The sequence below is a fragment of the Micromonospora sp. WMMA1949 genome (genome assembly GCF_027460145.1).
Lineage (GTDB): Bacteria > Actinomycetota > Actinomycetes > Mycobacteriales > Micromonosporaceae > Micromonospora.
Genome location: NZ_JAPZBG010000001.1, coordinates 3,653,304 through 3,669,920 on the forward strand (window position 1 = coordinate 3,653,304; position 16,617 = coordinate 3,669,920).

General features: G+C 75.2%; 14 protein-coding genes. 13 read left to right on the forward strand and 1 reads right to left on the reverse strand.

The window, feature by feature from the left end:
• Positions 1 to 5: 5 nt before the first annotated feature.
• From O7607_RS17345 to O7607_RS17385, 9 genes are all read left to right on the forward strand, one after another.
• Positions 6 to 782 (forward strand): GNAT family N-acetyltransferase, encoded by a 777-nt coding sequence (locus O7607_RS17345; protein WP_269697601.1) that lies wholly within the window; start codon positions 6 to 8, stop codon positions 780 to 782.
• Positions 779 to 1,648: a lysophospholipid acyltransferase family protein gene (locus tag O7607_RS17350; protein ID WP_269704237.1), complete on the forward strand. Its 870-nt coding sequence runs from the start codon at positions 779 to 781 to the stop codon at positions 1,646 to 1,648. Before O7607_RS17345 ends, O7607_RS17350 begins: the two co-directional genes overlap by 4 nt.
• A 96-nt stretch (positions 1,649 to 1,744) precedes the next feature.
• On the forward strand, positions 1,745 to 2,575 hold the full coding sequence (locus O7607_RS17355; protein WP_269704239.1) for a DUF4097 family beta strand repeat-containing protein: 831 nt from the start codon (positions 1,745 to 1,747) through the stop codon (positions 2,573 to 2,575).
• Positions 2,572 to 3,189, forward strand: a complete 618-nt coding sequence (locus O7607_RS17360; RefSeq protein WP_269704241.1) for a PadR family transcriptional regulator — start codon at positions 2,572 to 2,574, stop codon at positions 3,187 to 3,189. Before O7607_RS17355 ends, O7607_RS17360 begins: the two co-directional genes overlap by 4 nt.
• 64 nt (positions 3,190 to 3,253) lie before the next feature.
• Positions 3,254 to 3,955 carry a response regulator transcription factor gene (locus O7607_RS17365; RefSeq protein ID WP_043328553.1) on the forward strand — a complete coding sequence of 234 codons (702 nt, stop codon included), beginning with the start codon at positions 3,254 to 3,256 and terminating at the stop codon, positions 3,953 to 3,955.
• Positions 3,952 to 5,508 (forward strand): sensor histidine kinase, encoded by a 1,557-nt coding sequence (locus tag O7607_RS17370; RefSeq protein ID WP_269704244.1) that lies wholly within the window; start codon positions 3,952 to 3,954, stop codon positions 5,506 to 5,508. Before O7607_RS17365 ends, O7607_RS17370 begins: the two co-directional genes overlap by 4 nt.
• A 62-nt stretch (positions 5,509 to 5,570) precedes the next feature.
• The gene (locus tag O7607_RS17375; protein WP_269704247.1) at positions 5,571 to 7,037 is read left to right on the forward strand and encodes a trypsin-like peptidase domain-containing protein; all 1,467 of its coding nucleotides are present in this window, start codon (positions 5,571 to 5,573) and stop codon (positions 7,035 to 7,037) included.
• A gap of 135 nt (positions 7,038 to 7,172) precedes the next feature.
• Entirely contained in the window at positions 7,173 to 7,844 is a 672-nt protein-coding gene (locus O7607_RS17380) for a BON domain-containing protein (RefSeq protein WP_269704248.1), read from the forward strand.
• A gap of 81 nt (positions 7,845 to 7,925) precedes the next feature.
• Entirely contained in the window at positions 7,926 to 9,038 is a 1,113-nt protein-coding gene (locus O7607_RS17385; protein ID WP_442929529.1) for a glycosyltransferase family 4 protein, read from the forward strand.
• A 4-nt stretch (positions 9,039 to 9,042) separates the two neighbouring features.
• On the opposite strand, the gene O7607_RS17390 is transcribed toward O7607_RS17385, so the two are convergent.
• On the reverse strand, positions 9,043 to 10,530 hold the full coding sequence (locus O7607_RS17390; protein WP_269704250.1) for a serine/threonine-protein kinase: 1,488 nt from the start codon (positions 10,528 to 10,530) through the stop codon (positions 9,043 to 9,045).
• Positions 10,531 to 10,706: 176 nt separating this feature from the next.
• Here O7607_RS17390 and O7607_RS17395 point away from each other — a divergent pair, with 176 nt between their 5' ends.
• Genes O7607_RS17395 through O7607_RS17410 form a run of 4 tightly spaced genes read left to right on the forward strand, consistent with a single transcriptional unit; the run spans position 10,707 to position 16,377 of the window.
• Positions 10,707 to 11,540 carry a patatin-like phospholipase family protein gene (locus O7607_RS17395; RefSeq protein WP_269704252.1) on the forward strand — a complete coding sequence of 278 codons (834 nt, stop codon included), beginning with the start codon at positions 10,707 to 10,709 and terminating at the stop codon, positions 11,538 to 11,540.
• Positions 11,541 to 12,566, forward strand: a complete 1,026-nt coding sequence (locus tag O7607_RS17400; protein WP_269704254.1) for a 1-acyl-sn-glycerol-3-phosphate acyltransferase — start codon at positions 11,541 to 11,543, stop codon at positions 12,564 to 12,566.
• A gap of 56 nt (positions 12,567 to 12,622) precedes the next feature.
• Positions 12,623 to 12,943, forward strand: a complete 321-nt coding sequence (gene cutA / locus O7607_RS17405) for a divalent-cation tolerance protein CutA (protein WP_269704256.1) — start codon at positions 12,623 to 12,625, stop codon at positions 12,941 to 12,943.
• A gap of 47 nt (positions 12,944 to 12,990) precedes the next feature.
• On the forward strand, positions 12,991 to 16,377 hold the full coding sequence (locus O7607_RS17410) for an SCO7613 C-terminal domain-containing membrane protein (RefSeq protein WP_269704258.1): 3,387 nt from the start codon (positions 12,991 to 12,993) through the stop codon (positions 16,375 to 16,377).
• Positions 16,378 to 16,617: the final 240 nt, after the last annotated feature.

Genomic DNA, 16,617 nt, shown 5'->3' on the forward strand with positions numbered 1-16,617 from the left:
GAGTCATGGCCGTTCTGCACGCCGCTGGCGCACCGCTCACGACCAGCGGTTACACCCTGCTGATCGCCGACGACCCGACACTGGTCGCGGCCGCGCAACGCCTGCGCCACGAGGTGTTCGCCGGCGAACTCGGCGCCACCCTGCCGACCGCCGCCACCGGGCTCGACACCGACGGGTTCGACGCGTACTGCGACCACTTGGTGGTGCTGCGCGAGGGCACCGGCGAGGTCGTCGGCACGTACCGGCTGCTGCCGCCCGGCCGCACCGACCGCCGGTACGCCGACGCCGAGTTCGACCTGAGCCCGCTGGCCCCGCTCCGCGACCACCTGGTCGAGGCGGGCCGCTCCTGCGTCCACCCCGATCACCGCACCGGCGCGGTGATCAACCTGATGTGGGCCGGGATCTGCCGCTACCTGCACCTGCGCGGCGCCCGCTGGCTCGGCGGCTGCGCCTCGGTGCCGGTCGCCGACGGCGGGACCGCCGCCGCGCAGGTGTGGGCCGAGGTCACCGCCCGGCACCTCGCCCCGCCGCTGCTGCGGGTCACCCCGCGCCGGCCCTGGTTCGCCGAGGCGCCGGCCGCCGACCTCGCCGCGCTCAAGCCGGCGCAACGGCGGGCGCTCGTGCCGCCGCTGCTGCGCGGCTACCTGCGGCTGGGCGCCTGGGTGGCCGGCGAGCCCGGGTACGACGCGGACTTCGGCTGCGCCGACTTCTACGTGTTGTTCTCGCTGGACCGGATGAACCCGCGCTACCTGCGGCACTTCCTCGGCGAGGCCGGGTCGTGACCGCCGCCGCCGAGCCGTGGGTGGCCGGTCCGGGTGCCGGGGAGGGCCTGTGGCGGCCCACCTCCGGCTGCGGGCCGGACTGCCTTCCGCCGCTCGCCGCCCCGGACGTGTCGCGGCTGCGCCGGGCGGGACGGCTGCTCGGCGTACTCGGCATGCTGCTGGCCGGGGCGGGCCTGACCGTGCTGCTGCCGCTGCTGTCCGCCGCCCGGGGCCGGGCCGCGTTGCGGGGCTGGGCGCGGTGGACGCTGCGTACCCTCGGGGTCCGGCTGCTGGTCCGCGGCCGGGTGCCGCGCGGGCGTGCGCTGCTGGTCGCCAACCACGTCTCCTGGCTGGACGTCCTGGCGGTGCTCGCCGTGTCGCCGGTCCGGATGGTGGCGAAGCGCGAGGTCCGGAGCTGGCCGCTGGTCGGCGCGCTGGCCGCCGCGGCGGGCACCGTCTTCGTGGACCGGTCCCGGCCGCGTGACCTGCCGGCCACCGTCGCGCGGGTGGCCGGCGCGCTGCGGTCCGGGCGGTCGGTGGCGGTGTTCCCGGAGGGTACGACCTGGTGCGGCGCCGCTTCGGACTGCCGCCCGAGCCGCGGCTTCCGCCCGGCGATGTTCGAGGCCGCCTTGGCGGCGGGCGCTCCGGTGGTGCCGTTGCGCATCGGCTACCGGTACGCGGGTGATCCGAGCACCCTGCCCGCCTTCCTCGGTGCGGAGACGCTCGTGGCGTCGGTACGCCGGGTGCTCGCCGCCCGGGGCCTGACCGTGTCGGTGACGTTGGGGGCGGCGCTGCACCCGGCCGAGGGCGCTGATCGCCGCGCGCTGGCCCGGATCGCCGAGGCCGCCGTCCACCCGGTCGCGCGGCTCGTCGGGGACGCGACATAGTCGCGATAGTGTCTTGTTCAGTCGCGATGTATCGCGTTATGCTCCTCGCAACACCGGGTGTGCCGTGGGTCGGCACGCCGACGAGGGGAGCGTGTCATGGCCAACTGGACGGTCGAGAGCCCGCAGCGGATCACCGTGGACGAGCCGATCACCCGGCTCGACGCCGAGCTGATCAGCGGCCGGCTGAACGTGGTCGGCGCCGACGGACCGGCCCGGGTCGACGTGACCCGGATCAGCAGCCGGCCGCTCCTCGTCGAGGTGCGCGACGGGCGGCTGACGATCCGACACAAGCGCAAGCCCGGCCTGCTCGGCATCTTCTCCTGGTTCGGCAACCGGATCCGGGCCGAGGTGTCCGTCGCCGTTCCGCCGGACGTGCTGGCCACCCTGTCGGTGGTCAGCGGCGCGCTCGTCGCGTCCGGGCTGCGCCGGGAGACCCGGGTCGACGTCACCTCCGGCCAGGTGACGTTGCGCGGGCTGCGGGGGCGTACGAGCGCGAAGGTCATCTCCGGGCCGGTCGAGGCGCTCGGCATCGGCGGCGACCTGGACCTGGAGACGGTCTCCGGTGAGCTGATCCTGGCCGACAGCGCGCCCGAGCGGGTCCGCGCCCACGCCGTCTCCGGCTCGATCACCTGCGACCTGGACAACCCGCGCGGCAGCGAGATCCGGCTCAGCGCCATCTCCGGCAGCATCACCGTGCGGGTCCGTGAGGACAGCGACCTCACCGTGCACCTGCACACCACCTCCGGCAAGATCACCAGCGGCTTCCCGCAGGTGGACAGCGGTGGACGCGGGATCGGCTCGATCAAGGACAGCCACGGTGTGCTCGGCGGGGGTGCGGGTAGGCTCTGGGCCTCCGCGACCTCCGGCAGCATCGCGCTGCTCGCCCGCCCGGTCGCGCCCGTCGACCATGTGGAGGACGTGCCGTGACCGCGGTGTTCAGCCACGGCCGGCTCCGGCTCTACCTGCTGAAGCTGCTCGACGACGGTCCGAAGCACGGCTACGAGCTGATCCGTCTGCTGGAGGAGCGCTTCCTCGGCCTGTACGCACCAAGCGCCGGCACCATCTACCCGCGCCTGCAACGGCTGGAGGCGGAAGGGCTGGTCACGCACACCGCAGCGGGCGGACGCAAGGTCTACGAGATCACCGAGGCGGGCCGCGCCGAACTGCGGCAGCGCGCCGACGAGCTGTCGACGCTGGAGAGCGACATCGGCGCCGCCGTCGAGGACCTCTCCGCGCTGGCCGGGGAGATCCGCACCGAGGTACGCGGATCGGTGCGCGACCTGAAGCGGGAGCTGCGCGAGGTGGCCCGCCAGACCCGGCAGGGCGGCTGGACGGCGTCCACCGCCCGCCCGGCGAGCGGCGAGGGCCCGGCCCGCCCGGACGACTCGCCGCTGCTCGCCGACTTCGACAAGCGGCTGGCCGCGTTCACGGTCGAGGTCGGGGCGCTGGTCCGGGCCCGGCGGCTGAGCGACAACCAGCTCCGTACCGCGATCCGGCTGCTCGACGGCGCGCTGGAGGGCCTGCGGCGACTGCTCCGCTGATCTCACAGGTTGTTTCCAGGGAGCACCCAGCGCGGCCGCAGCCGGAGCGCGGATGATGGGTGACATGGCGGCTACCCAGACCGAGGCTCGGCTTCTCGTCGTCGAGGACGACCCCAACATCCTCGAACTGCTCTCCGCGAGCCTGCGCTTCGCGGGCTTCGACGTGGCCACCGCGACCAGCGGCAGTGCCGCGCTGAACGCCGCCAAGGACCACCGGCCCGACCTGGTGGTGCTCGACGTGATGCTGCCCGACCTGGACGGCTTCGAGGTCATCCGGATGCTGCGCGAGGGCGGTACGCGTACCCCGGTGGTCTTCCTGACCGCGCGGGACGCCACCGACGACAAGATCCGTGGGCTCACCCTGGGCGGCGACGACTACGTCACCAAGCCGTTCAGCCTGGAGGAGCTGACCGCCCGGATCCGGGCCGTGCTGCGGCGTACCGCGACCGGCGACCAGACTCCCTCCCGGCTCACCTTCGCCGACCTGGAACTGGACGAGGAGACCCACGAGGTGCACCGGGCCGGCCAGCGCGTACAGCTGTCGCCGACCGAGTTCAAGCTGCTGCGCTACCTGATGCTCAACGCCAACCGGGTGCTCAGCAAGGCGCAGATCCTCGACCACGTCTGGAACTACGACTTCCGGGGTGACGACAACATCGTCGAGTCCTACATCTCGTACCTGCGGCGCAAGGTCGACAACACCCAGCCCCGGCTGATCCACACGCTCCGGGGAGTGGGATACGTGCTCCGCAAGCCGGCGGCGTGAACGTCGTCCACGACGCGAAGGGCAGGCTGCGTAGCGTCCCGCTCCGGCTGAAGCTCGTCGCCGCGGTCCTCGCGCTCGTGGCTGTGGCGCTGGTGGTGATCAGCGGTCTGACGGCGTTCCTGCTGCGGAACTACCTGATCGGGCAGGCGGACGACCAGCTCCGCGGCGGCGCGTACACGGTGGCCAACACGCTCGACAGGGCCGGCGGCGGCCCGATCAAGATCACCATTCCGTCGGACTACGTGGCGTCCACCGTGGCGCCCGGCGAGTTGCCCGATGAGCCGAGGCGCTACGAGGGCCTGCGCGACGAGGAACTGCCCCGGTTCCCCGCCGACTACGCGGGCTACCAGGAGCGGGTGGGCGACCCGTTCACCGTGCGCTCCGAGGACGGCCGCAGCCGGTGGCGGATGCTCTACACCGCCCTGCCCGACGGGCGGATCATCGCGTTCGGGCAGCACCTCACCGGCATCGACTCCGCGGTCGGCCGGCTGGTGTGGATAGACCTCCTGGTCGGTGGCGCGGTGCTGATCTCGCTGGCGTCCGTCGGCGCCGGGATCGTGCGTACCAGCCTGAAGCCGCTGGTGGAGATAGAGCGTACGGCGGCCGCCATCGCCGGCGGCGACCTGACCCGGCGGGTGCCCGACCCGGAGGAGGGGCGGTCGTGCCCGACCTCCGAGCTGGGCCGCCTGTCCCGGGCGCTCAACGCGATGCTGGCCCAGATCGAGGCCGCGTTCACCGCGCGGGCCGCCTCCGAGGCGGCGGCGCGCAGCGCCGAGATGGGCGCGCGGGACGCCGCCGCGTACGCGCAGGCGTCGGAGGCGCGGGCCCGCCGGTCCGAGGAGCGGATGCGGCAGTTCATCGCCGACGCCTCGCACGAGCTGCGCACGCCGCTGACCACCATCCGGGGCTTCGCCGAGCTGTACCGGCAGGGCGCGGCGCGGGCGCCGGAGCAGACCGCCGACCTGCTGCGCCGCATCGAGGACGAGGCGTCCCGGATGGGTCTGCTGGTGGAGGACCTGCTGCTGCTGGCGCGGATGGACCGGGAGCGGCCGATCGCGCTGGCCCCGGTCGAGCTGCCGGTGCTGGCCTCGGACGCGGTGGAGGCGGCCCGGGTGGTCGCCCCGGACCGGCGGATCGAGCTGGAGCGGGACCCGGGCGCCGGCCCGCTGGTGGTGCTCGGCGACGACGCGCGCCTGCGCCAGGTGATCGGCAACCTGATGACGAACGCGCTCACCCACACCCCGCCGGACGCGTCGGTGACGCTGCGGCTGCGGGCGGAGGCGGGCAACCTCGCCGTGGTGGAGGTGGCGGACACCGGTCCCGGCCTCACCCCGGAGCAGGCCGAGCGGGTCTTCGAGCGGTTCTACCGGGTGGACGCCGCGCGTACCCGCCGGGCCGGCGGACCGATCAGCACCGGCCTCGGCCTGGCCATCGTGGCGGCGCTCGTCGCCGCGCACCACGGCACCGTCGAGGTGGCGGAGACGCCGGGCGGCGGGGCGACGTTCCGGGTGAAGCTGCCGCTGCTGCCGGAGGCGCCCGAGCCGGGCGAGTGACATTCAGAAAACTTCCAGGCGGATTCCAGGCTGGTGACAGTGCTACGGGGAAAGCTGGTGACATGACCGACCACGAGACCGATCCGCAGCGGTCGCCGGCCCCCGCCGACGCCGAGCCGTCGCACCACACCGCCGAGCTGCCCCGCGTCGAGAGCGGGACGTCGGACTCCTCCAGCAACCCGGCCGCGGCGTCGGTTCCGGCCGACTCCCCGGCCGCCGGAACCAGCACGCCCGCCGGGCCGTACCCGCCGCAGCCGGCGACGCCGTCCGCGCCGCCGTATCCGGCCTCGGGGCAGCCCCACCCCTGGTACGGGCAGCAGCACCAGCAGGGCGGCTGGAACCAGCAGCCCACCTCGGGCTACCCGTCCACCCAGCACGGCGGGCCGGTCCCGTCGTACCAGGCGCAGCCGTACCAGACGCAGCAGGGCTACCAGTCGTACCAGCCCGGGCAGCCGATGCCGCAGTGGGGCCAGCAGCAGCCGCCGCGGCCCAGCCGGGCCGGGAAGATCGTCGGCGCGGGCGCGCTGGCACTGGCGCTGATGTTCGGCTCCGGCGTGGCGGGTGGCGCCCTCGCTCTCGGGCTCAACGGGGACGGGCCCACCCGCACCTACTCGGCCGCTCCGGTGATCAACAGCGCCGACCTGCCCAAGATCGCGGCCTCCGTCCAGGACAGCATCGTCACGATCATGACGGGCAGCGGTGAGGGCTCCGGGGTGATCCTCAGCGCCGACGGGTTCGTGCTCACCAACAACCACGTGGTCGCCGGCGGCGGCGACACCGTCCGCGTGGTCTTCGCCAACGGCAAGAGCGCCTCCGCGAAGGTCGTCGGCACCGACCCGAAGACCGACCTGGCGGTGGTCCAGGCCAGCGGCGTCAGCGACCTGAAGGCGGCCAAGTTCGGCGACAGCGACGCCATGCAGGTCGGTGACCAGGTGCTCGCCCTGGGCAGCCCGCTCGGCCTCCAGGGCTCGGTCACCGCCGGCATCCTCAGCGCCCGCGACCGCACCATCCAGGCGGGCGGCGGCCAGCAGCAGAACCCGCAGCAGGGCGCGAGCTCGATCTCCGGCCTGCTGCAGACCGACGCCCCGATCAACCCGGGCAACTCCGGCGGCGCGCTGGTGAACACCCGGGGTGAGGTCATCGGCATCAACACCGCCATCGCCACCGCCGGACAGGGCAGCACCGGGAACATCGGCGTGGGCTTCGCCATCCCGAGCAACAAGGCCAAGGACGTGGCCGAGAAGCTCCAGCGCGGCGAGAAGATCAGCCACCCCTCGCTCGGGGTGAGCGTGAACGGCGCCGAGGACGGCGGAGCGCTCGTCGCCGCCGTCACGCCCGGCAGCCCCGCCGAGAAGGCCGGGCTGCAGCGCGGCGACGTGATCACCAAGTTCGGCGACAAGGTGATCAACGATTCGAACGACCTGGTCGGCGCCGTGCAGGCCGGCAAGGTCGGTGACCGGGTCGAGGTGCAGTACAAGCGAAACGGATCCAGCGAGAGCGCAACCGTGACGCTCGCCGAGACGTCGTAGTCCCGAGGACCTGCCTCCCTCCTGGGCGGCGGGTGACGGAGCCAAGGGGGTTGGCTCCGTCACCCGCCGCCCCTCCTCGTTTCTCACCCGGTGCGGGTGAGCGCGCCTCACCCGCACGGTGGGCAGGCTCGGGGCATGACGACCACGTCCGCCGTGCGTACCGACCAGGAGATCCAGCGCGACGTCCTCGCCGAACTGGACTGGGACGCGCAGACCCGCGCCACCGAGGTCGGCGTGACGGTCTCGCGGGGCGTCGTCACGCTCACCGGCCAGGTGGACAGCTACGCCCGGCGCTGGGCCGTCGAGCGCTGCGCCTACCGGGTACGCGGCGTCCGAGCGGTCGCCAGTGACCTGGCCGTCGACCTGCCCGCCACGGACCTGCGTACCGACGCGGACATCGCGATCGCGGCCGGCCGGGCGCTGGAGTGGGACAGCTTCGTGCCCGCCGAGCGGCTGGACGTGACGGTGGCAGACGGCTGGGTGATGCTCCGGGGCGAGGTCGAGTTCGGCTTCCAGCGCCGTACCGCCGAGCGGGAACTGCGCCGGCTGCGGGGCGTACGCGGGGTGACGAACCTGGTCGAGGTGCGGCCCCCGGCTCCGCCGAGCGACGAGCAGAGGCGGCTCGACCTGCGCGCCCTGCTGCTGCGGCGCACCGGGACCGATCGGATCGACGCCCGGGTCGACGGGGACACGGTGGTGCTCGACGGCGCGGTGAGCGCCTGGTGGCAGCGGGAGGACGCGGAACGGGCCGCCTGGGCGCTGCCCGGCGTACGGGAGGTGCACGTCGGGATCGTGGTGTCCGGCTGACCGGTGTCGTTTACCGCGGGCCGGGCCGGGAACCCGCGCGCAGCGGGGTACGCCGGGGACCGACGGGGAGGACTCGTGGCCGTGAACCAGCAGTCCCCGGAGCGCGCCCGGGCCGGGCCGCTGCGGATCGCCATGGTGGTGCCGCCGTGGCTGTCGGTGCCGCCGCCCGGCTACGGCGGTCTGGAGACAGTGGTGGCGGGCCTCGTCGACGCGCTCGTCGACAGGGGACACCGCGTCACGCTGTTCGGCGCCGGGACCGAGCACGGCACCGCCGCCGACTTCGTCTCCACCTGCGACGACCTCCAGTACGAGCGGATGGGCGAGTCGCTGCCCGAACTGGCGCATCTCGCTCACGTGGACCGCCTGGTCGACCCGGCCGCCTTCGACCTGATCCACGACCACACCACGATCGGCCCGCTGGTGGCCGGCCGCCGCCGGGTGCCCACCGTGGCCACCGTGCACGGCAACCCGGTCGGGGAGTACGGCACGGTGCTCGGCAACACCGACCGGGGGGTGGGGCTGGTCGCGATCTCGCACACCCAGCGCCGGGCCAACCCGGGTCTGCCCTGGGCCGGCACGGTTCACAACGCGATGCCGCTGCGGGACATCCCCCGCAAGCGCAGCCCCGGCGCGGGCCCGGTGCTCTGGCTGGCCCGGTTCAGCCCGGACAAGGGCCCGGACGTGGCGATCGCGGCCTGCCGCGCGGCCGGGTTGCCGCTCACGCTCGCGGGCAAGAGCAACGAACCTGCCGAGCGCCGCTACCTGGAACAGGTGGTCCGGCCGCTGCTCGGCGACGACGTGACACTCGTGGTGAACGCGGACCGGGCGACGGCGTTGCGGCTGCTGCTGGACGCGCGTTGCCTGATCATGCCGATCCAGTGGGCGGAGCCGTTCGGCATGGTGATGGTGGAGGCGATGGCGACCGGCACCCCGGTGGTGGCGCTGGGCCGGGGCGCGGTGCCGGAACTGGTCCGCAACGGGATCACCGGTTTCGTCTGCGAGCACCCCGGCGAGCTGCCGGCGGCGTTGCGGGCGGCGGCGGACCTGGACCCGGCGGACTGCGTGGCGCACGTGGCGGAGAACTTCTCGGTGGAGCGGATGGCCGCCGACTACGAGGCGGTCTACCGGGGCTTCCTCGCCGCGCGGGCGCCCGCACGGGCACCCCTGGCGGTGGCGCCGGCCGTCGCCGGGTGAGCCGTCAGGTCTGCCCGGCCACGAGTTCCGCCGCGGCGGCGTCGAGTCGCCGCGCGTACCCGGGGCTGATGCTGCCCTCGCGGCGACGCTCGTCGATCTTGCCGCGGAGCCGGTCCACGGCGGCGGTCACCTCGCCCTCACCGCTCGCGGCGACCGCGTTGCGCAGCAGGTTGCGCAGGTCCACCCCGACGTCCTCGCGGATCTGGCCCTCCGTCAGCCCGTCCTCGATCAGCCCGTCCACCCGTTCGGCGGCGTCGGCCTGACCGGCGCCCGGCGGCCGGGCACCGCCGGTCGGCGGCACCGACGTCGGCGCGGCCGGCGACGTGGTGGCCGGCGCCTCGGTCACCGGCGGCTCGGCGGGCGTCGGCTGCACCGGCCCGGCGGTCGGCAGGACCCGGGGGTCGGCGGGCCGGTCCGGCGTCAGCGCGGGCGCCAGCAGCGCCGCGGCGGCGACCACTGCCACACCGACGGCCGCCACCGTGAGGGTGCGGCGCCGGCCCGGCCCGGCTGCCGGAACCGGCTGCGCGGCGGGGACGGGCTCCGGGGACGGGACCGGCCCCGGCGGCGCGGCTGCGGCGGCCGGTTCCGGGCCGGCCGGCGGCGAGGTCAGAGCGGGCAGCGTCATGGTCGGCGCCAGCATGGTGGCGGCCTGCGGGTCCGCCGGCAGCATCTGGTCGCGCAGCACGGCAGCCACCCGGTGCGCGGTGGGCCGGCGACGCGGGTCGCGGGCCAGGCAGCGCAGGCAGATCTCCGCGACCGGCCGGGGCAGCCCCGGTACGTCGTCCAGCGTGGGCTCCGGACTGTCCGCGAGCGCCGCGCTCAGTTGCTCCCAGGTCTCCGCCGGGTACGGCGGCTGCCCGGTCAGCGTCTCGAACAGCAGCACGCCGAGCGAGTACACGTCGGTGGCCGGCTGGGCGGGCGCCCCGTCGAGCCGTTCCGGGGCCACGTACGCCGGGGTGCCGAACGTGCCGCCGTCCTCGTCGTCGTCCGGCGTGCCGATCCGGGTGGCGATGCCGAAGTCGAGCACCTTCGCGCCGGTGCCGGTCATCATGACGTTCGCCGGTGTGACGTCGCGGTGCACGATGCCGAGCCGGTGCGCCGCGGCCAGCGCCTCGGCCACCTGCGCGCCCGTCTCCACCGCCACCGGCCAGGGCAGCGGCCCCTGGGTGAGCCGGTGCTCCAGCTCCTCGCCGCTGAGCAGTTCCATCACCACGAACGAGGTGATCGAGCCGTCCGGGGCCACCGTCTCGCCGTAGTCGTGCACGGCGGTGACGTGCGGATGGTCGAGCTGGGCGGCCGAGCGGGCCTCCTCGCGCACCATGTCGCGGAACCGCGCGTCGGCGGCGAGCGAGGGGGCGAGCACCTTCACCGCCACCACCCGGTCGAGCACCTCGTCGCGGGCACGCCAGATCACCGACATGCCACCGGCACCGATCCGGTCGATGAGCCGGTACCGCCGGGCCAGCAGACGGCCGGCCTGGAGTGTCGCCATCAGCTCGCACCTGCCTGCGCTCGGGAGCGCTATCAGGTTCCGTGAATGTGTCTTACGTGTCAACAGTCCGCGCGGCGCCAATCGCGCGGCGCACATCCGCGATGGCTCCCCGTCACCGCCGGGAGCGGCGGGGACGTCCGCCCGGCCGGTTGTGCGCCGCGTGCCAGGATGAACGCATGGCAGCAGGTCCGGTGGCGTTCGTGCTCGGCGGCGGGGGAGTGCTCGGCGCGGTCGAGGTGGGCATGCTGCGTGCGCTGTTCCGCGCCCGGATCACACCCGATCTGGTGCTCGGTACGTCGATCGGCGCGGTCAACGGCGCCCTGGTCGCCGCCGACCCGACCGAGGCGGTCACCGACCGGCTGGTCCGGCTCTGGGCCTCGCCCGAGGCCAGCGAGGTGTACGGCGACTCGGTCGCCCGGCAGTTGCGCCGATTCGCCGCCCGCACCCACCTGCACTCGCCCCGCCCGCTGTACCGCCTGCTGGAGAGCACGCTGGGCGAGGAGACCACCTTCGCCGACCTGGCGGTGCCGTTCCGCTGCTGCGCCGCGAACATCGAGCGTGCCGCCGAGCACTGGTTCCACAGCGGACCACTGGTGCCGGCGGTGCTCGCCTCCGCCTCGGTACCCGGGCTGCTGCCCCCGACCCAGATCGACGGCCAGCACTACATCGACGGCGGGGTGGTCAACTCGATCCCGGTCGGCGAGGCGGTGGCGCTCGGCGCGAAGCAGATCTTCGTGCTCCAGGTGGGCCGGATAGAACGCGAGCTGAGCCCGCCGCGCCGCCCCTGGGAGATCGCCCAGGTGGCGTTCGAGATCGCCCGCCGGCACCGGTTCGCGCGGGAGATGGCGGCGCTGCCCGAGGACGTGGAGGTGCACGTGCTGCCCACCGGCGGGCTGGAGCCGCGCGACGACAGCCCGTGGGCGTACCGGGACACGGCGGCGGTGGGCCGGCGGATCAGTCGCGCGTACACTGCGTCGCGCCGATACCTGGACACCGCGCTGGAGCGCTGAATGCCGCTGCCACCCCGCTGGCTCCGCCGGCTGGTGCTCGCCCCTGGCGTGGTGCTGCTCGCCTTCTTCGTGGTGACCACGCTGCCGGCCTGGGCACTGCTGGCGCTCGCCGCGTCTCCGCTGGTGCCGGGGCGGCTGCGCCCGCTGCGACTGCTCTGGATCGGCACCGTCTACCTGGTCTGGGACGCCGCCGCGCTGCTCGCGCTGTTCCTGCTGTGGCTGGCCTCGGGCTTCGGCGCGTACAAGCGCGCGCCGGCGTTCCAGCGGGCCCACTACGTGCTGGCCGGCTGGTTCCTGCGGATCATGTTCTGGCAGGCCCGGTGGACGCTGCGGCTGAGCATCGACGTGGTCGGCGCCGACCCGGACACCGCCCTGCCGGGCCGCCCCGAGCTGGTGGTCTGCCGGCACGCCGGGCCCGGTGACTCGTTCATCCTGATCCACGCGCTGGTGAACTGGTTCAACCGGGAACCCCGGATCGTGCTCAAGGAGACCCTCCAGTGGGATCCGGCGATCGACGTGCTGCTCAACCGGCTGCCCAACCGGTTCATCGCGGCCGGGCCGGACGGGCGGGAGTCGGTGGTGCGGCAGATCGGCCACCTGGCCACCGGCCTGGACGACGACGACGCCTTCGTGATCTTCCCGGAGGGGGGAAACTTCACCCCGTCCCGGCGGCTGCGCGCGATCGACCGGCTCCGCGGGCTCGGGCTGGAGCGGATGGCGCGGCGGGCCGAGCGGATGCGGCACGTGCTCGCCCCGCAGCCCGGCGGGCTGCTCGCCGCGCTGGACGCCGCGCCGGACGCCGGAGTGATCTTCGTGGCGCACACCGGTCTGGACCAGATGCTCACCGTCGCCGACGTGTGGCGCGAACTGCCGATGGACAAGCGGATCGTGATGCGGTTCTGGTCGGTGCCGCCGGAGGAGATCCCGGCCGGCAAGCAGGAACGCGTCGACTGGCTGTTCGACTGGTGGGCCCGCATCGACACGTGGATCGCCGCCAACCGCAACGGCGCGGCCGACGACGCCTGAGCGGAATCGCCGCGCGTGTTCAGCGCGGTGCCAGGTCCGCCGCGTAGGGTGCGCTGGTGGAGCAGATCTGCGTGGTGACGACGGTGGTGGACGCCCGCGGGGTCGCGGACGTGCTGGCAGCCGCGGCAGTCGCCGGTCGGCTGGCGGCCTGCGCCCAGGTCGGCGGCCCGGTGGACAGCACCTACTGGTGGCAGTCGGCGATCCAGACCACCGTCGAGTGGCAGGTGCGGTTCAAGACCGCGCCGGACCGCGTGGACGCCCTGGTCGACCAGCTCCGGGCCAACCACCCGTACGAGGTGCCGGAGATCCTGGTCAGCCGGGAGGACAGCGGCAACCCCGGCTACACCGCCTGGGTACACGAGCAGACCCGGCCCTAGGTATTCCTACTCTGTCCGTCCGCTCCGTCGCTGACGAAGCTGGTCGGGTGGAGAACACCGGCTACCCCTGCCCCGGATGCGGCGCCCCGGCCGACCTCGTCGCCGGATGTCGCGGCTGCGGCCGTCCGCCCTATCCGCCCGCCGCCGAGGTGGTCCGGCTGGACCGGGAGATCACCGAGCTGGTGCCGCGCGTCGAGGCGGCCCGGCTCGCGTACCAGGACCTGTCCGGCCGGCTGGGCACGGCCCGGCAGCGGCGGGCGGCGCTCGCCGCCCGGATCCGCCAGGAGATCCCCGCGCCGCTCCCGGTGGCCGCGCCGCCGCCGCGCGCGGTCGCGCCCGCCGCCCCGGTACGCCCCGGCGGCGCGGAAACCTCCACCCGGGCGGTGCAGGGCCTGCTGTTCGTCCTCGGTGGACTGCTGCTCGGCACCGCCGCCGTGGTGTTCACCACTGTCGCCTGGGCCACGTTCGGAGTGACTGGCCGGGCGCTGATCCTGCTGGCGGTCACCGCGCTGGCCCTGGCCGCGCCGCTCGTCGCCCGGGCGCGCGGGCTGCGCGGCACCGCCGAGACACTCGCCTCGGTGGCGTTGCTGCTGGTGGTCCTGGACGGGTACGCCGCCTGGTCGGTGGACCTGTTCGGGGTGACCGGCCTGCCCGGCAGCCGGTACGCGGCGCTCGTCGCGGCCGTCAGTGCTGTGGTGGCGGCCGGATACGCGCTGGTCAGCCGGCTCACCGCACCCTGGTTCGCGGCGTGGCTGCTGGCGCAGCCGGTGCTGCCGCTGGCCGCTGCGGCGTTCCGGCCCACCGCCGCCGGCTGGGCGCTGGTGCTGACCGCCGTGGCGCTCGGTGATCTCGCCGTGGTGGTCGTGCTGCGCCGTCGTACCTCCGGCAACCCCACCGCCTCGGCCGCCGGGCGGGTGCTGGGCTGGACCGGGCACGGCGTGGCGCTGGTCGTGGCGGCCGGCTGCGCCCTGGTGCCGCTGGCGGTCGGCCACGCGGCGGGCGTGCCGCTGCTGGCCGGTGGCCCGCTGCTGGTGGTGGCGCTGGCAGTGGTCGCCGGCGCGCTCGCGGCCGGCAGCCGGATCTGGCGTGCGACGACCACCGGGCTGCTGGTGCCGGTGCTCGCCCTCGCACTGATCCGGCCGGTCGGTGAACTGCGCCCGGGGCTGCTGCTGCTCGCCGCCGGTCTCGTGGTGGCGGCGCTCGCCGGTGCGGTCCGGGCGCTGCCCGTGCCGGTCCGGACCGGTCCCCGGGTGGGCGCGCTCGCGGTGGCCGCCGCGCTGGGCCAGGTCGGTGTCGTGCTCACCGGCCTGGTCGGCGCGGCCACCGCGATCGACTCGTTCCCGGCCTGGCAGGGCGGACAGGACGTACCGGCCCCGTCCTGGGGCTGGCAGCTCCCGGTCGCTCTGCTGCTGACCGCCGGCGCTGTCGCGCTGCTGACGCCCCGGACCGGTCGGCCGCTGGTCGGCGCGATCACCGCCGGGCTGGTCGCGCTCGCCGCGCCGGCCGTGACGGCGACGCCGTGGCCGCTGGTGCTCGTCGTGGACCTCGCGACGGCCGCCGCGCTGCTGCTGGGGGCGGTGGCCCGGCCGCGTGGGGGACGGGTCGTCGTCCCGGTCACCGCGTCGGCCGGTGCGGTCCTGCTCGGGCACGCGCTGCTGGTCGGCGCCGCCGCGCCCGTCGGGGCGGTGGTGGTGCTCGCCGTGACGGCGCTGCTCGGCGTGGCGCTGGCGGCGCTGGGCCGGCGCGGGCTGGGCGCGCAGCCGGTGGTGGGCGGCGTCGCGCTCGCGGTGGCGCTGGTCGCCCTACCGGCGGCGGTGGCCGTCGCGCTGCTCGGACTCGGCGCGCCGCTGTGGTGGCAACTGCGAGGCGCTCTCGCCGCCGTCGTGGTGCCGGTCGTCGTCCACCTCGCCGTCCGTCGCCTGTGGCCCGACCTGAGCGGGTACGCCTCGACGGGGCTCGCCGTGGCGCTCGCCGGGACCGGCCTCGTGCCGCTCGTCGCGCCGGGCGGGGAGCCGGTGGCGGTCTACGCGGCGGCGGGAGTCCTGCTGGCGCTCGCCGCCGGGGGCGGCTCCCGGCCGGCGGCCGCCCCGCGCGCGGTGGGCGCCGCGCTGGCCGTGGTGGCGTTGCTGGCCACGGCGCGGACCGTGCTGCTGCTGCTCGCGGACCTGCCGGTGCGCCCCGGGTCCGGAGTGCCCGCCGTCGCGGCGGCGTCCGCCTCGACCGCCCGTGCCGGGCTGGTGCTGCTGATCCTGGGTGCCGCCGCCGGGGCGTACGCCGCGACGGGTCGCCGCGTCGCGTGGTGGGTCGCCGCGTCGCCGTTCGGCGCGGTGGCGCTGCCGGTGCTGGCGGCGGCGGCCGGTGCGCCCTGGCCGGTGGTGCCGGCGACGGCGTTCGGGATCGGGCTGGCCGCGCTGCTAGCCACCGCGCTCACCGGCGCGTACCGGGCGGTGCTCGTGCCGCTGGCAGTGGTGCTCGCCGTTCCCGGGTTCGGCGGCCTGCTCGCCACCCGGGCCGGGACGCTCACCGCGCTCGGCGTGCTGGTGCTGGCCGGGGCCGTGACCGGGGTGGCCGGGCGGCCGGTGGTGGTCCGGATCGTGGGGTGGCTGGGCGCCGTCGCGGCGGCCACCGGGTTCGCCGTCGTCGCGTCGCTCACGGCCGGGCAGCCGTTGCGTACCGGGGCGTTCGCGGCCCTGGCCGTCGCGGCGGTGACGCTGCACGCGGTGCCGCTGCTGCGCGTGGTCCGAGGGCCGGGAGGCGTCGGCGCGGGGCAGGCCGTCGCGTGGGCGATGGAGGCGGCGGCACAGGCCGTGGCGCTGCTCGCGCTGCTGCTCGCCGGCGGCTCGTTGCGGCACGCGGCGGCGGTCTGCGTGCTCTGGGGCGCGGCCGTCGCGCTCAGGGTGCCGCGCCGGGGCGAGTCGCCGGGCGGGCGTCGCGTGCTGGCCGTGGTGGCCGCCGGCAGCGAGCTGGTCGGCGGGTGGCTGCTGCTGGCAGCGGGCGGTGTGGTCGTGCTGGAGGCGTACACGCTGCCGGCGGCGGCGCTCGCCCTGGGCGCCGGGCTGCTGGCGCTGCGGCGCCGGCCCGGGCTGACCAGCTGGCTGACGCTCGGCCCAGGACTCGGTGCGGCGTTTCTGCCCAGCCTCGTGTCGGTGCTGGCCCTCGGTGAGCCGCAGCCGTGGCGGCGGCTCGCGCTCGGCGCGGCGGCGGTGGCGGTGGTGCTGGGCGGGGCTGCCCGGCGCTGGCAGGCACCGGTGGTGCTGGGCGCGGCCACGCTGGTGCCGCTGGCGCTGCACGAGCTGGCCCGGGGCTGGGAGCTGCTGCCCCGCTGGCCCTTCCTGGGCGTGGGCGGGCTGCTGCTGATCGGGCTGGCCGCCACCTACGAGCGGCGCCGGCGCGACCTGGTCCGCCTGCGCGACGCGGTCGCCCGGCTCGGCTGACCCGCGCGACGAAGCCCTCTCACAGAAAGTGGTGAGAGGGCTTCGTCGCGTCAAAATTGATCGACGACAATTATTGCTCCGCGACATCGAAGGTTGTTAGATTCCTTCCGGCACCCACGGGGGGCGCTGAACCGACTCGCTCACAGAGCTTGGTCGCGGTGTCGGCACACGCATGCGCGTGCGCGGATTCTCCTTCGCGGCAGTACGAACGGCACGTCACGTGCCGGGACTCGTCACGCC

Excerpts from the sequence above, each read along its gene's own strand:
- O7607_RS17345 (WP_269697601.1), top strand. The coding sequence starts at position 6 with ATGGCCGTTCTGCACGCCGCTGGCGCACCGCTCACGACCAGCGGTTAC.
- O7607_RS17355 (WP_269704239.1), top strand. The coding sequence starts at position 1,745 with ATGGCCAACTGGACGGTCGAGAGCCCGCAGCGGATCACCGTGGACGAG.
- O7607_RS17365 (WP_043328553.1), top strand. The coding sequence starts at position 3,254 with ATGGCGGCTACCCAGACCGAGGCTCGGCTTCTCGTCGTCGAGGACGAC.
- O7607_RS17375 (WP_269704247.1), top strand. The coding sequence starts at position 5,571 with ATGACCGACCACGAGACCGATCCGCAGCGGTCGCCGGCCCCCGCCGAC.
- O7607_RS17380 (WP_269704248.1), top strand. The coding sequence starts at position 7,173 with ATGACGACCACGTCCGCCGTGCGTACCGACCAGGAGATCCAGCGCGAC.
- O7607_RS17390 (WP_269704250.1), bottom strand. The coding sequence starts at position 10,530 with ATGGCGACACTCCAGGCCGGCCGTCTGCTGGCCCGGCGGTACCGGCTC.
- O7607_RS17395 (WP_269704252.1), top strand. The coding sequence starts at position 10,707 with ATGGCAGCAGGTCCGGTGGCGTTCGTGCTCGGCGGCGGGGGAGTGCTC.
- O7607_RS17400 (WP_269704254.1), top strand. The coding sequence starts at position 11,541 with ATGCCGCTGCCACCCCGCTGGCTCCGCCGGCTGGTGCTCGCCCCTGGC.